The sequence below is a fragment of the Variovorax sp. Varisp41 genome (genome assembly GCF_047325085.1).
Lineage (GTDB): Bacteria > Pseudomonadota > Gammaproteobacteria > Burkholderiales > Burkholderiaceae_C > Variovorax.
In genome coordinates, this window is sequence record NZ_CP168541.1 from 583,005 (window position 1) to 597,425 (window position 14,421).

Consider the following 14,421-nt stretch of genomic DNA (forward strand, 5'->3'; position numbering starts at 1 on the left):
AGGGGCGCCGCGGGGCGGGACGCGTCGGCGGGCAGGCCGTTTTGGCGCGGACTTCGCGCCACCGGCAACGGGGACGGGGTCAGGCGCTTGCGTCGGGCAGAAGCACCAGCTTGCCGAAGGTGCGCCGCTCCTGCAGGTCGCTCAAGGCACGCGGCAATTCGCTGAAGCCGTAGCGGCCGCCCACGTCGGCATGCAGCTGCCCCTGCCTGAAACCCGCCAGCACGTCGTCCAGCGCCTGCCCGATCAGCGGCAGGTCGCGCTCATGGCTCCAGTAGATGCCCAGCGCCGAGGCGCTCTTGAGCAGGAGCCGGTTGGCGCGGATCTCGGGAATGCGCCCGCTCGAGAAACCCACGAGGCACAGGCGCGCGCCGTGGGCCAGGCACTTGACGCTGCGGTCCGTGATATCGCCCCCCACGGGATCGATGACCACATCCACGCCCTTGCCGCCGGTGGCCTGCATCACCTGCTCGACCCAGTCGTCCTCGCGGTAGTCGATGCAGACCGAAGCCCCGCGCTCCCTGCAGCGCGCGAGCTTGTCCTGGCCACCCGCGGTGGCGATGACGCGCGCACCGGCCCGAACCGCGAGCTGGGTGGCCGCCAGCCCGACCCCGCCGGCGGCCGCGTGCACCAGCACCGTCTCGCCGGCCTGCAACCGGGCGCGCGCGAACAGGGCGATCCACGCGGTCGGCCAGACCACCGGCAGCGCGGCGGCCTCGGCCAGCGGGACCTCCTCGGGCACGCGCACCAACCATGAGGCCTCGGCCACCGCGAACTGCGCGAAGCCGCCCCACAGGACCTTGGTGGCGACCCGGTCGCCGGGGCCGAAGGCGCCACCGCCCGAGACGCTCTCGACGATGCCGCTGATCTCCTGGCCCGGGGTGAAGGGCAGCGGCGGCCGGATCTGGTAGGCGCCGCGCGCCATCAGCACGTCCGAGAAGTTGAGCCCGGCCGCCGCCACCCGTACCAGTACCTGGCCCGGCTTGGGATGCGGCAGCGGCATCTCCATGAGCTCCGGGGCCTGAGTGGTGTCCCTGACGATCCACGCCTTCATACGGCCCCCCGCGCGCGCAGTTGCGCAAGATCCGCCGGTGCGATGCCGATGCCCTGCAACACCTCGTCGGTGTGCGCGCCCAACAAGGGGTCGGCCTGGACCTTCGCCGGATCCCCCGAGGAGAACACGGCCGGCTGCAGCACGAACGGCCAGGGGCGCTCTGCATCCTGCGCCTGGGCGACGCGCCCTCGATCCTGCCGCGCGGCTTGCGCATGGGCCTGCTGCAGATCCCAGACCGGGCCCGCGGGCACGTCGGCCTCCAGGCAGGCCTGGACCACCTCGTCCACGGTCCGCTCGCGCGACCATGCCGTGATCGCCGCCTTCAGCGCCGGCTCGTTGCGCGCGCGCTGCAGGTTGTCGACGAAGCGCGGGTCCTCGACCCACTCGGGCTTGCCGATCAACGGCGCGAAGCGGCGGAAGAACCCGTCGTTGCTGACCACGATCACCACCCAGCCGTCGCTGGCCTCGAAGCAGTCCACCGGCGAGGTCACGGGATGGCGGTTGCCCACGCGCTGCGGCGCCGTGCCGCTGGCGAACAGGCGGCTCGCGCTCGTGAGCTGCAGGGCCAGCATCGCATCGAACATCGACAGATCGATCTGGCGTCCCTGCCCGTCCCGCTCGCGGGCGAACAGCGCCGTCATCAGCGACCAGGCACCGAACAGGCCCGTCACGAGGTCCGCCACCGAGTCGCCCACGCAGGTGGGTTCCTGCCCGGGACGGCCCGTGGTGCTCATGAGCCCGGACATGGCCTGGATGATCAGGTCATAGGCCGGTCGCCCCTTGAATTCGCCCTGCTGCCCGAAGCCCGAGATGCTCAGGTACACCAGCGAGGGATTGCGCGCCTTCAGCGTCTCGTAGTCCACCCCCAGCCGCTGCGCGACGCCGGGGCGGAAGTTCTCGACCACCGCATCGGCGGTGTCGATCAGCGCATACAGCATCTCGCGCGCGCGCTCGTCCTTGAGATTGAGCGTGACGCTCTTCTTGTTGCGGTTCAGCAAGGAGAAGTAGACGCTGCGGCCGTCGACGAAGGGGCCGAAGTGGCGCGAATCGTCGCCGGTCACGGGCGTCTCGATCTTGATCACCTCGGCCCCCACGTCGGCCAGCAGCGCGGTGCAGTAAGGCCCCGACATCACGCGCGACAGGTCGACGATGCGCAGGCCATTCAGAAGTTGTTGTTGGGTCATGAGAGGGTCATCCCAGAAGAAGGCTGTCGTCGCTGAGTTCCTTGCCGCTGCGCTGGGAGAACAGCGCCAGCAGGTCCGGAACATCGAGCCGCTCGCGTTCGCTGCCGGCGATGTCGAAGACGATGCGCCCCTGGTGCAGCATGATGGTCCGGTCGCCGTGATCGAGCGCCTGGCGCATGCTGTGCGTGACCATCAGCACCGTGAGCTTCAATTCACGCACGAGGTCGTCGGTGAGCTTCATCACGAACTCCGAGGTGCGCGGATCGAGCGCGGCCGTGTGCTCGTCGAGCAGCAGCAGCTTCGATTCGTTGAGCGACGCCATCAGCAGGCTGATCGCCTGGCGCTGCCCACCCGAGAGCAGGCCCATGCGGTCGTGCAGCCGGTTCTCCAGGCCGAGGCAGAGCCGGGCCAGCGCCGCGCGGATGCGCTCGCGCCGAGGCGCCGTCACCGCGTGACCCAGTCCGCGCGCATGGCCACGCGCCAGCGCGATGGACATGTTCTCCTCGATCGTCAGTTCCTCGCAGGTGCCCGCCAGCGGGTCCTGGAAGACGCGGGCGATGGCACCGGCGCGACGCGCGACCGGCCAGCCGGCGATGGCTTCGCCATCGATCGCGACGGCCCCGCCGGTGGGGGTCGTCTCTCCCGCCAGCACATTGAGCAAGGTCGACTTGCCGGCGCCGTTGGAACCGATCACCGTGATGAACTGCTGCTGGGGGATGTCCAGCGACAGGCCGCGCAGCACGTGGTTCTCGAGCGCGGAACCGGCGTTGAAGACGACATCGAGCTTCTCGACCCTGATCATCCTTTTCTCCCGCGCAGCGCGCCGGCCAGGCCCACGCCGGGCGCGACCAGTGCCAGTGCCACGAGCGCCGCGGTCACCATGTTCAGGTCCGAGGGCGTGAGCCCGATGCTGTCGACGTCCAGCGCCAGCGCCACCGCGATGCGGTAGAGCACGGCGCCCACCAGCGCGGACAAGGTCGCGCGCACGATGGTCGTGTTCCTGATCAGCACCCCGCCGCCGATCACGGCGGCAAAGCCGACGACCACCACGCCGCCGCCCATGTTGACGTCGGCCGAGCCCTGCGTCTGCGCGAAAAGCGCACCGCCGAGGGCGGACAGTCCGTTCGCCATGGCGAGCCCCAGCCAGGTCATGCGGCCGGTGTGGATGCCGTAGGCCGCCGCCATGCGCGGATTGGCGCCGGTCGCCCGCAGGGCCAGCCCGGTCTCGGAAGCGAGGAAGCGGTTGAGCAGCAGCACGATCGCCGTGCACAGGAGGATGAGCACGAGCGGCACCGCATAGGCACTGCCGGCGAAGTGCGTGCCCAGGCCCGTGAACACCGTGTCCGTGCCCAGCAAGGGCGTGTTGGGCCGCCCCATGATGCGCATGTTGATCGAGTACATCGCGACCGAGGCCAGGATGCCGCTGAGGATGTGCAGGATGCGCAGCCGGACATTGAGGAAGGCCGTGAGCGAGCCCGCGAGCATGCCGGCGACGAAGGCCAGCAAGGTGGCCAGATAGGGGTTGGCGCCCGCGACGATCGATGCGGCGGCCACGGCCCCGCCGAGCGGGAAGCTGCCCTCCACCGTGATGTCGGGAAACTTCAGCAGGCGAAAGGTGATGTAGGTGCCGAGCGCGACGAAGCCGAAGATCAGCCCCGTCTCGAGCGCGCCCAGCAAGGCGTAGAAATTCATCTCGCCCTCCTCAGCGATTGACGATGTTGGCTTGGCGGGCCACGTCGTCCGGAATGCTCAGGCCCGCGGCCTGCGCGGCGCGCTGGTTCACGACCGTGCGAAACACCTGCGGCGTTTCCACGTCGATATCGCCGGGCTTCGCGCCCTTGAGAATCCTGACCACCTGGCGGGCCGCTTCCTCGCCGACGGCGTTGTAGTCGAAGCCGATCGAGGCGACCGCGCCGCGCTCCACGGTGCGGGTCTCGGCCGTGAACACGGGAATCTTCTGTTCCTGGCCGATGCGCACCGCCGATTCGAGCGCCGCGTACACGGTCGGATCGTTGGGAATCCAGACCACGTCCGTCTTGCCTACGAGCGAACGCATGGCCGAACCGACCTCGTTGGAGGTGGGCGCATTCGCCTCGACCAGCGTCATGCCATGGGCCTTGAGCAGCGGCTTGAGCACCTCGATCTGGTAGCGCGAGCCATCGAGCCCGGTGTTGTAGATCACCCCCAGGCGCCTGGCCTGCGGCATGAAGGCCTTGATCAGGCGCAGCTGCCGCTCGATCGGCGCGAGGTCGGAGATGCCGGTGGCGTTGCCGCCCGGACGCTTCAGCGAAGGGACCACCTTGGCGCCGAGCGGATCGGTCACCACGGTGAAGACCACGGGCACCGTCCTCGTGGCCGACAAGGCGGCCTGCGCCATCGGCGTGGTGATGGTGACGATCACGTCGGGCGCCTCGCCGACGAACTTGCGCACGATCTGCGTGGCGATGCCCGCGTTGCCCTGCGCCGACAGGTAGTCGAGCCTGAGGTTCTGGCCCTCGACATAGCCCGCGCCGCGCAGCGCGTCCACCAGCCCCGTCTTGACCTGGATCAGTTGGGGAATGTCGACCATGTTCGCGATCGCCACGTGCTTGTTCTGCGCCGAGGCCATCGACGCGCCGACGACGAGCCCGAGGGCCAGGAAGTACCTTGTCCATTTCATGACGTGCTCCTTCAGAGTCAGGCTGCCAGCGAAGGCAGGTCCAGTTGGCGCTCGCGCGCGGTGCGCGCGGCGATCTCGTAGCCCGCGTCGGCATGGCGCATCACGCCGGTGGCGGGATCGTTCCAGAGCAGCCGCGCGATGCGCTCGTCGGTGCCTTGCGTGCCATCGGCCACCAGCGCCATGCCCGCGTGGATCGAATAGCCCATGCCCACGCCGCCGCCGTGATGGATGCTGACCCAGTCGGCACCGCAGGCCGTGTTGAGCAGCGCATTCAGGAGCGGCCAGTCGGCCACGGCGTCGGAACCGTCGAGCATGCCTTCGGTCTCGCGGTTCGGGCTGGCCACCGAGCCCGAATCCATGTGGTCGCGGCTGATGGCGATCGGCCCGCTGAGCTCGCCGTTGCGCACCATCTCGTTGATCGCGAGGCCGGCGAGATGCCGCTCGCCCAGGCCGAGCCAGCAGATGCGCGCGGGCAGGCCCTGGAACCTGACGCACTCGCGTGCCATCGTGAGCCAGCGGCTCAGCGCCTGGTCTTGCGGGAACAAGGCGCGCAGGCGCTCGTCCGTCTTGTAGATGTCCTGCGGATCGCCCGAGAGCGCGACCCAGCGGAAAGGCCCCTTGCCCTCGCAGAACAGCGGCCGGACATAGGCCACCACGAACGACGGAAAGTCGAAGGCCTGCGTCACGCCCTCATCGAGCGCGACCTGGCGGATGTTGTTGCCGTAGTCGAACACCACGGCGCCGCGCGCCTTGAAGTCCAGCATCGCGCGCACATGCAGCGCGATCGATGCGCGCGCCGCCTGCTCGACCGCGCGGGGGTCGCTCGTGCGCGCCGCCTCCCAGCGCGCCACGTCCCAGCCGGCGGGCAGGTAGCCGTGCAGCAGGTCGTGCGCGGCCGTCTGGTCGGTCACCACGTCGGGACACAGGCCGCGGCGAACGATCTCGGGCAGAACCTCGGCGGCATTGCCGCACAGCGCGATCGACAACCCGCGGCGCTGCGCGCGTGCCTCGTCGACGAGTTCGAGCGCATGCGCGAGATCGCGCGCCTGCACGTCGAGGTAGCCGGTGCGCAAGCGCATGTCGATGCGGCTCTGCTGGCACTCCACCACGAGGATCGCGGCCCCCGTCATCCGCCCGGCCAGGGGTTGCGAGCCGCCCATGCCGCCGAGCCCCGCGGTGAGCATCCATCGGCCCTCCATCGAGCCGCCGAAATGCCGGCGCCCGACCTCCGAATAGGTCTCGTAGGTGCCCTGCACGGTGCCCTGGCTGCCGATGTAGAACCAGGAGCCGGCCGTCATCTGGCCGAACATCATCAGGCCCTTGCGCTCGAGCTCGTTGAAGTGGTCCTGCGTGGCCCATTTGGGCACGAGGTTGGAATTGGCGATCAGTACGCGCGGCGCCATCGCATGGGTACGGAACACGCCCACGGGTTTGCCGGACTGCACCAGCAGGGTGTGGTCGTCGTCCAGCCGCTCGAGCGTTTCGACGATGCGATCGAAGGCGTCCCAATTGCGCGCCGCGCGCCCCACGCCGCCATAGACGATCAATTGCGCAGGATTCTCCGCAACGTCCGGATCGAGGTTGTTCATCAGCATGCGCAACGGCCCTTCCGTGCGCCAGCTGCGGGCTCGAAGTTCGGTCCCGCGGTCTGCGCGAACGACCCGGGGCAACGATGTCTCGTGAGGCAATTTCTTCTCCTGTGCGGTCCATGCCAAGGCGGCCGATTCAGCGTTGCCACCAATTCCATTGCTCATGGATCCGGAAAAAGATGGCGTGCCTGAAACGATGGGAATTACGCCTGTTCTCCCTAGAATGCGGCGTGTCCGCGACGATTATGAAAATTGCGTTGCACGGCCGAAAGCGATTTTTCCTCCTTGGTTGATGACCAACGCTCATGCATTGAATGCGAACCCACACGCCCTCCCTTTCGTGCCTGCTCGCGTTCGAGGCCAGTGCCCGGCACCACAGCTTCACCCGCGCGGCCGACGAGTTGTGCGTGACGCAGGGCGCGATCAGCAAGCTCATCAAGGCCCTGGAGGACGAACTCGGCACGCTGCTGTTCGTGCGTGAAGGCAAGCGATTGACGCTCACGCCGGCGGCCGATGCGTACCTGCGGCGCATCCAGCCGCTGCTGCACAAGCTCGAGGCCGCGTCGGTCGAGCTCAAGGCCGGGGGCCGCAGCAGCGGCCGTTTCAACCTCGCGGTGCTGCCCAGCATCGCGGCCCGGTGGCTGATGCCGCGCTATTCCGATTTCTCGGCGCGCCATCCCGACGTCATCCTGAACCTCACCACCCACCTGTCGCCGTTCAACTTCCACATCGAGGACATCGATGCGGCCATTCATTTCGGCGCCAAGGCCTCATGGAGCGGCGCCGAGATGGAGTTCCTGCTGCAGGACGCGGTGGTGCCGATCTGCAGCCCGGATTTCCTGCGCCGTTACGGCCCGTTCGACGAGCCGCGCCGGCTGCTGGACTACACGCTCGTGCACCTGGCCTCGCGCATGGACTCGTGGAATTTCTGGCTCGGCAGCCTGGGCGTGGAGATGGGACACACGCCGCCGGGACCGGTGTTCGAGCACTACCTGATGATCGTGCAGGTGGTCACCGCCAGCCTCGGCATCGGGCTCGCGCCCTATTTCCTCGTGGCCGACGACATCGAGCAAGGCCGGCTGGCCGTGCCCTATCGCCATATGGCCAGCGAAGACCTGGCCTATTACCTGGTCTATCCGGCGGAGAAGAAGGACTATCCGCCGCTGCGCGCTTTCAGGGGCTGGCTGGCGCAGGAACTGGTAGCGACGCAGCGCTCGATCGACGGCTTCCGTGCAAGCTGTCCGCATCCATCGTTCAGGACCTCGATGCCATCGTGACGGGAAGGGGAATCCTCGCGCCGCTGCGCCCACGCCACCACCTGTCCCAACGGCGCCGGCCGCATGAAATAGAAACCCTGCAGCAGCGGACAGCCCAGCCGCACGAGCGTCTCGAACTCCTCCTGGCTCTCGACGCCCTCGGCCACCACCTCGATGTCCATCGAGCGTCCGAGCCGCACCACCGCCTCCACCATCAGGCAACTCGCCGGCGAGGAATCGAGGCCGAACACGAAGCTGCGGTCGATCTTCACCTGGTGCACATGCTCGCCGCGCAGCGAGGCCAGCGAGGAGTAGCCGACGCCGAAATCGTCGATCGCGACCGCGACGCCGGACTCGGCCAGCGCGCGCAGCCGGGCGCGCGCGGTCGAGGTGTCGAGCGCGACCTCCTCTGTGATCTCGATCTGCAGGCGTTGCGGCGGCAGGCCGTGGGCCGCGAGCACCTGCGCGGTGATGACATCGACCGGCAACTGCGACATCTCGCGCGGCGACACGTTCATGGCCACCGGCAGTTCGGCGAAGGCGCCGCCGATGCCACCGAGTTGCACCAGGCCATGGCAGACCTCCTCGAGGATGTGGCGCAGCAGGCGTTCGGCCAGCCCGGTGCTCGCGGCCGCGAAGATCACCTCGCCGGGCGCGACCCAGCCGTGCTTCGGATGCCGCCAGCGCAGCACGGCCTCGAGGCTGTGCAGGCGCCGCCCGCGGTCGGCGAGGATCGGCTGGTACCAGGCGCAGATGGCGCGCGTCGCCATCGCCTCGACCATGTCGCGCTCGATGTCGCGCCGACGCAGCAGACGGCCGTGCAGCACCTCGTCGAAGCGGTGGCAGCGGTTGCGCCCGCGCCGCTTGGCCTCGTAGAGCGCCTCGTCGGAGAAGGCCAGCATCTCCTCGGCCGAGCGTTCGAGGCTGGTGCAGATGCTTACGCTCACGCCGAGCTGCCCGCCGTAGTGCGAGGTGGCATGGCCAATCGAGTCGATAAGCCCCTGCGCCACGTGCTCGGGCGCATCGGCCGCGCCACGCGGGCGATAGAAGACCGCGAACTCGTCGCCGCCCCAGCGGCCGACCACGGCGTCATGCTGCGCCAGCCGCTGCTGCAGCCACTGGCCGACGTCCTGCAGCACGCGGTCGCCGGTCTTGTGGCCAAAGGCATCGTTGATGGCCTTGAAGCCGTCGAGGTCCAGCATCAGCGCGGCATGCGGCACCACGTCCGCCTGCGCGGCCTCGAAGCGCGCGGCCGCCTTCGCGAAGCCCTCGCGGTTGAGCAGGCCGGTCAGCGAATCGTGATTGGCGCGGAAGTCCAGCTCGCGCGTCGCGCGCGTGGACTCGGCATGGGTGCGCTGCAGCTCGGCCGCCATGAACAGCGCCTCGTTCTTCAGCCGGCTGCTGGCGCGGAATGCGCGCTCGCCGCGCCGCGAGGCGTAGACCAGCGTGCACAGGTAGACGAAGACCATCGCCGCCAGCGCCTCGTGATGAAAGCCGCCGGCATGGAGCAGCCACGCGGTGACCGCGGCCAGCGCGGGTGTCACGAAGACGATCGGCACCGGGGCATAGGCCGCGCTGAAGATCACGGAGCCGGCGCAGACGCCGCAGACGATGGTCAGGAAGAACAGCGTCTCCGACGGGTTCCCGCTGTCGCAGAACAGCGGCAGCAGTGCCCACACGCAGCCCGACAGCAGGGACGACAAGGTGATCCGGCGGAAGCGCAGAGCGAGTTCGCGCTCGTCCATGCGGGCCACGGCCCGTTCGACCGCGCGCAGCGAGCGGCAGACGTAGGCGCGGTAGGCGTTCGACAGCACGACCAGCATCAGCCATGCCGCCGGCCCGGCCCAGTGGGCCGAGGCATAGAGCGCGACCCCGGCGGTCACGCAGCCCACGGCCATGCCCGAGGGCACCACGGCGCGCACGCTGCGCTGCACCGACAGGAGCTGGTCGCCCCTCACCCGCCTCGAGAGTTCGTCGGGCGACGGGCCGCTCGAGTGGTCTTGACCTGATGGAAGATCGACCATGGTGGGCAACGGGTAGCGGGAGCTCTCACCCCCTCCAACCATTGCGCACCCAATGCACCTCGGCGCGATTCGTCCATCTGCCCTTCGGGGCGTCGGCCTGCGCCGACAGAAGGCATCAGGCCGCGGACACGACCACGCCGTCCCCATCGAGCCACAGCCGATCGCCGGGCCGGAGCTCGATGCCGCCGAAGGCCAGCACCACGTCGCGCTCGCCCTTCCCGGCCAGGCTCGCGCGCCGGGGCGTGGTCCCGATCGCGAGCACGGCCAGCGGCAGCGCGGCCAGCAGTTCGGCATCGCGCACGGCGCCATGGATCACGACACCGGCCCAGCCGTTGGACAGGCCGATGCGCGCGAGCCGGTCGCCGAGCAGCGCCATGCGGCAGGTGCCGCCGCCATCGACGACCAGGATGCGCCCCTCGCCCGCGGTCGCGAGCAGGTCCCTCACCAGGCCGGCATCCTCGTGGACACGCAGGCAGGCGACGAGGCCCGAGGCGCGGCGTGTCGATCCGAAGGAGCGCAAGCCGACTTCACAGACCCTGGCATCGGAACCGAGCCGGTCGGCGACATCGGCGGTGGCCTCGTATGTGTCGTTGCCGTGCATGCCTCAATCCAGCGTCGCGCCCGACTGCCTGACCAGCTTCTGGTGCTTCGCCAGTTCCGACTGGAAGAAGGCCGGCGCCGCATCGGGCCCGATGTCGAGCACCGCGAGCCCCTGCCCCGTGATGGCGGCCTGCGCCTCGGGCGACTTCATGGCCGCGCGGATCGCCGTGGCTGCCGCGTCCACCGCCGGCCTGGGCAGGCCCGCGGGACCGACCAGTGCGATCCAGGCATCGAATTCGTAGCCGGACACGCCGGCCTCGGCGAGCGTGGGAACCTCGGGCAGCGCGGCCGAACGCTGGCGGGTACTGACCGCGAGCGCGCGCAGCGTGCCGGCCTTGACCTGCGGCGCGACCTGCGAGACGGACACGAAGGCCAGGTTCACCTGCCCGCCGATCAGGTCGGTGATCAACGGGCCCGTGCCGCGGTAGGGCACGTGCTTCATGTCGATGCCGGTCTCGCTCACGAGCAGTTCGGCCGCGAGGTGCAGCGTGCTGCCGTTGCCGGCCGAGCCGTAGTTCAGGGTGCCGGGCTTGGCCTTGGCGTGGGCCAGGAGTTCCTTGACCGACTTCACGGGCAGGGCCGGGTTGACCACGAGCACCAGCGGCACGGTGGCGAGCACGGCGATCGGCGTGATGTCCTTGAGGCTGTCGAAGGGAATGGACTTGTAGATGCCAGGATTGATGACGTGGTTGGACGAGATCATGCCGAGCGTCAGCCCGTCCTTGGGCGCGCGCACGATCTGCTGCGTGCCCGGGATGCCGCCCGCGCCGGCGACGTTCTCGACCACCACCGGGTGGCCGGTGCCGCGGCCCAGCGCGGGTGCGACGGCGCGCGCGACCGCGTCGACCGTGGAGCCCGCGGCGAGCGGCACGATCATGCGCAGCGGCTTGTCGCCGCCCAGGGCCTGGGCCCAGGCGCCGATCGGCGCGAGGGTGAACGCGGTCGCCATCGCGGCCAGCGCGCGGCGTTTCATCGAGATGCTCGTCATGGGGTCGTCTCCGTTGGTTTGAATCTTGTCGTTGGCGCTCAGGCCTCGCCATGCCTTGCGCGCAGCTGCGCGAAGGACAACAGCTCGCCCGCGATCGCGCTCGCGGCCACCGTGGGCGGGCTCGCGAGCCAGACGCTGCCGGGACCGCCGCGGCCCGGAAAGTTGCGGTTGATGGCGCTGACGGTGACCTGCGCGGCATGCGTGGATCCGCCGGGGCCGCAATTGCCGCAGGCGCCGCACGAGGGCTGCAGGATGCGCGCGCCGACGCGCTCGAAGGCCTCGAGATAGCCGGCGGCGATGCAGTGGTCGCGCACGGCGGTGGTGCCGAACTGCAGGAACAGTTCGACGCCGGGCGCCACGCGCAGCCCGCGCGACGCGGCCCAGTGCAACACCTCGTGGTAGTGCGCGAAGTCCTCGCGCTTGCCGGCGGTGCACGAGCCGCCATAGGCGATGTCCACGCGCACCGGCGCCGCGAGCGCTGCGAGCGGCAAGCCGTTGCCGGGGTCGCCAGGCGCGGCGAGCATGGCGCCGACCGCGGCGCAGTCGACATGCAGGGTCCGGTCGTACACCGCGCCCTCGTCGCTGCGCATCCACGGCTCGAGTTCGAATTCGATGCCGCGCCGCTCGCGCAGGAAGCGCAGCGTCTCCTCGTCGGGCGCGACGATGCCGGTGAAGCCGCCGAGCTCGGCCGTCATGTTGGTGAGCGTCGCGCGTTCGTCGATGGACAGAGCCCGCACCGCGGCGCCCGTGAACTCGAACACCATGCCCACCCCGCCGCCCGCGCGGATGAAGGGCAGCGCCAGCAGGTGCAGCACCAGGTCCTTGGCCGTCACGCCCTCGGCGAGCCGGCCGGCGAGTTCCACGCGCAGCGAGCGCGGCATGGTGAGCCGCACGGCGCCGGTGACGAAGGCATTGGCCATGTCGGTGGTGCCGATGCCGAAGGCCACGCAGCCGAGCGCGCCGCTGTGCGGCGTGTGCGAATCGGTGCCGACGATCAGCTGGCCCGGCAGCGCATGGCGCTCGGCCACCATCGCATGCGAGATGCCGGCCACGTTCGAGCCGTCGTCGCGCGCGGCCTCGTCCTCGGTCGGCGTGCGATGGCTGCGCAGCGCGTACTGCGCGGCGAAGCGGCGCTGCGCCTCCACCATGCGATGCACGTTGGGCACCAGGCCACCGCGCACATGGGTCGGGCTTTCCTCCACGTAGGAGGTGTGGTCCTCGAACACGACGATGCTGTCGGGCCGGTGCAGTTCCAGGCGCGGACCGAAGGCGGCATGCAGCATGTGCGCGGCCATGCCGGTGTAGTACTCGTGGATGAAGCGCAGGTCGGCGCGCACGAAGGCGCCGTCGCCCGGCGCGGGCCGCCCGCCCGTGACGGGCGTCGAGAGTGCATGCCGCTCGACGATCTTCTCGAACAGCGTGCGCGGACGTTCCGTGTCCGATGCCGGCTCGGCCTCGGGCTGCCGCAGGTGCGAGGCGCCGAAGCGCAGCAGCCCGCCGCTGCGCAGGATGGCGCAGGCCAGCGCGTCGCGGCCCGCGAGCAGCTCGTCGAAGGCGATGGCCTCGCCGGCCTCGATGCGCTCGACCAGGCCGAAATCGGTGGAGGTGAACAGGCCGATGTTGTCGGCGTTCTGCCGATAGATGCGTTCGAAGCTGCGCGCGATCACCAGCCGCACGCCGGCCAGCTTCTCGGCCGCGGGGCTGTGCTCGCGCGACGAGCCCTTGCCGTAGCGCCCGCCCGCCACCACGACCTCGATGCCCGAGGCGGCGATGGCACCGGGCGCGACCGGCTTGCGGCCGTCGACCTCGAGGCCGGTGTAGGGAAAGCGGCCGAGCTGCTCGTCGTAGTGCGTGAGGATCGCGATCGGCGTGATCTCGTCGGTCGAGACGTCGTCGCGCAGCGCGCCGGCCGCCGCCAGACTGGAGCGTTCGCCGCGCAGCACGGCCTCGATGGCGTCGGGCGCGGTGCCGAGAAACAGGATGCGGGGATCGAAGCGAAGCGCCGCGTCGCCGGGCGGTTCTTCTTGTCTGTCGTGGAGCATGCCGCATGCTGCGGCCGCCGCCGGCGCGCGGGAAGCGCCAAGGCGGCAGAGGGGGTCACGCGAAACGCGTGATCAGGTGAAACCCGCGGCCGGCTCAGCCGCGCAGACTGTCGATCAGCGCGAGCACCAGGCGCGGCTGCGGCGAGCGGCGCAGGCTGTAGAGCTGCAGGTTGCGGTCGGCCCAGCGCTCGTCGAGCGGACGGCGCTCGAAGCGCGCGGTGCCCGCGAAGGCCGAGGCCGCGCTGCGCGGAATGATCGCGATGCCGAGCCCGGCCTCGACCATGCGGCAGACGGCGTCGAAGCTGCTGACCGACACCGTGGGCGAGAAGCGGCCGCCGCCGGCCTCGGCGCGCTCGTGCAGCGAGCGGTCGAGCGCGCCGCCCTGGTGCACGCCGATCAGCGGCTCGCGCAGCACGGCGGCGAAGGAGACGCTGTCGAGCGCGGCGAGCGCATGCCCCGCGGGCACCACCACCTGCAGCGGATCGTGCGCGAAATGCCAGGCCTCGAGCCCGGCCGGCACCGCCTGCTCCACGCCGACGCCGACGTCGGCGAGATCGTCGAGGCAGGCGCGCAGCACGTCGCGCGTGTCCTGCTCGTGCAGCGCCACGCGCGCCTGCGGATGCGCCTGCATGAAGCGCCGCAGCCGCTCGGGCAGGAAGCCGACCACGGCCGACATGTTGGCGTACAGCCGCACCGTGCCGCGCAGCTCGCCGCCCTCGCTCTGGACCTCGCGCGCCAACGCCTCGAGGTCCTCGTCGATCTTGATGCCGCGCGTGAGCACCAGCCGGCCGGCGTCGGTCAGCGCGATGCCGCGCGGCGAGCGCACCAGCAGCGCGGTGCCGAAGGCGTGCTCGAGGTCGGTGATGCGCCGGCCCAGCGCGGAGGCCGCGATGTGCTCGCGCTCGGCCGCGCGCGCGATCGAGCCCGCCTGGGCGGCCGCGACGAAGAGGCGGATGCTGTAGGGATCGATGCGGCGTGCCATGGAGCGGGTGGGTGGAGGCTTCGCCGCATTCTCTCAGTCGCCCTCC

General features: G+C 70.2%; 11 protein-coding genes and 1 pseudogene. 1 reads left to right on the top strand and 11 read right to left on the bottom strand.

The genetic code is table 11. The features are described from left to right. Window positions 1–79: 79 nt before the first annotated feature. From ACEN9J_RS33840 to hutU, 6 genes are read right to left on the bottom strand one after another with little or no spacing between them, the layout of a single operon-like run. On the bottom strand, window positions 80–1,000 hold the full coding sequence (locus tag ACEN9J_RS33840) for an NADPH:quinone oxidoreductase family protein (protein WP_261211241.1): 921 nt from the start codon (window positions 998–1,000) through the stop codon (window positions 80–82). A gap of 47 nt (window positions 1,001–1,047) precedes the next feature. Continuing rightward, entirely contained in the window at window positions 1,048–2,235 is a 1,188-nt protein-coding gene (locus tag ACEN9J_RS33845) for a CaiB/BaiF CoA transferase family protein (RefSeq protein ID WP_413765481.1), read from the bottom strand. 7 nt (window positions 2,236–2,242) lie between these two features. Next, on the bottom strand, window positions 2,243–3,037 hold the full coding sequence (locus tag ACEN9J_RS33850) for an ABC transporter ATP-binding protein (protein WP_413765482.1): 795 nt from the start codon (window positions 3,035–3,037) through the stop codon (window positions 2,243–2,245). Then, the gene (locus ACEN9J_RS33855) at window positions 3,034–3,927 is read right to left on the bottom strand and encodes an ABC transporter permease (RefSeq protein ID WP_413765483.1); all 894 of its coding nucleotides are present in this window, start codon (window positions 3,925–3,927) and stop codon (window positions 3,034–3,036) included. Before ACEN9J_RS33855 ends, ACEN9J_RS33850 begins: the two co-directional genes overlap by 4 nt. A gap of 10 nt (window positions 3,928–3,937) precedes the next feature. Next, window positions 3,938–4,894: an ABC transporter substrate-binding protein gene (locus ACEN9J_RS33860; RefSeq protein ID WP_057598460.1), complete on the bottom strand. Its 957-nt coding sequence runs from the start codon at window positions 4,892–4,894 to the stop codon at window positions 3,938–3,940. A gap of 17 nt (window positions 4,895–4,911) precedes the next feature. Beyond that, window positions 4,912–6,648: a urocanate hydratase gene (gene hutU / locus ACEN9J_RS33865; RefSeq protein WP_413765484.1), complete on the bottom strand. Its 1,737-nt coding sequence runs from the start codon at window positions 6,646–6,648 to the stop codon at window positions 4,912–4,914. Between the two features lie 149 nt (window positions 6,649–6,797). Here hutU and ACEN9J_RS33870 point away from each other — a divergent pair. Beyond that, window positions 6,798–7,619, top strand: a pseudogene (locus ACEN9J_RS33870) (LysR substrate-binding domain-containing protein); the annotation flags it as partial. A gap of 17 nt (window positions 7,620–7,636) precedes the next feature. On the opposite strand, the gene ACEN9J_RS33875 reads toward ACEN9J_RS33870, so the two are convergent. The 5 genes from ACEN9J_RS33875 to ACEN9J_RS33895 form a co-directional block, all read right to left on the bottom strand. After that, window positions 7,637–9,763 (bottom strand): putative bifunctional diguanylate cyclase/phosphodiesterase, encoded by a 2,127-nt coding sequence (locus ACEN9J_RS33875; protein ID WP_413765485.1) that lies wholly within the window; start codon window positions 9,761–9,763, stop codon window positions 7,637–7,639. Between the two features lie 115 nt (window positions 9,764–9,878). Further along, the gene (gene rraA / locus ACEN9J_RS33880) at window positions 9,879–10,364 is read right to left on the bottom strand and encodes a ribonuclease E activity regulator RraA (RefSeq protein WP_413765486.1); all 486 of its coding nucleotides are present in this window, start codon (window positions 10,362–10,364) and stop codon (window positions 9,879–9,881) included. Between the two features lie 3 nt (window positions 10,365–10,367). Continuing rightward, window positions 10,368–11,351: a Bug family tripartite tricarboxylate transporter substrate binding protein gene (locus ACEN9J_RS33885; protein WP_413765487.1), complete on the bottom strand. Its 984-nt coding sequence runs from the start codon at window positions 11,349–11,351 to the stop codon at window positions 10,368–10,370. Window positions 11,352–11,389: 38 nt separating this feature from the next. Then, window positions 11,390–13,393 (bottom strand): aconitase family protein, encoded by a 2,004-nt coding sequence (locus tag ACEN9J_RS33890; protein WP_413765488.1) that lies wholly within the window; start codon window positions 13,391–13,393, stop codon window positions 11,390–11,392. Window positions 13,394–13,487: 94 nt separating this feature from the next. After that, on the bottom strand, window positions 13,488–14,375 hold the full coding sequence (locus ACEN9J_RS33895; RefSeq protein WP_261211223.1) for a LysR family transcriptional regulator: 888 nt from the start codon (window positions 14,373–14,375) through the stop codon (window positions 13,488–13,490). Window positions 14,376–14,421 lie beyond the last annotated feature (46 nt).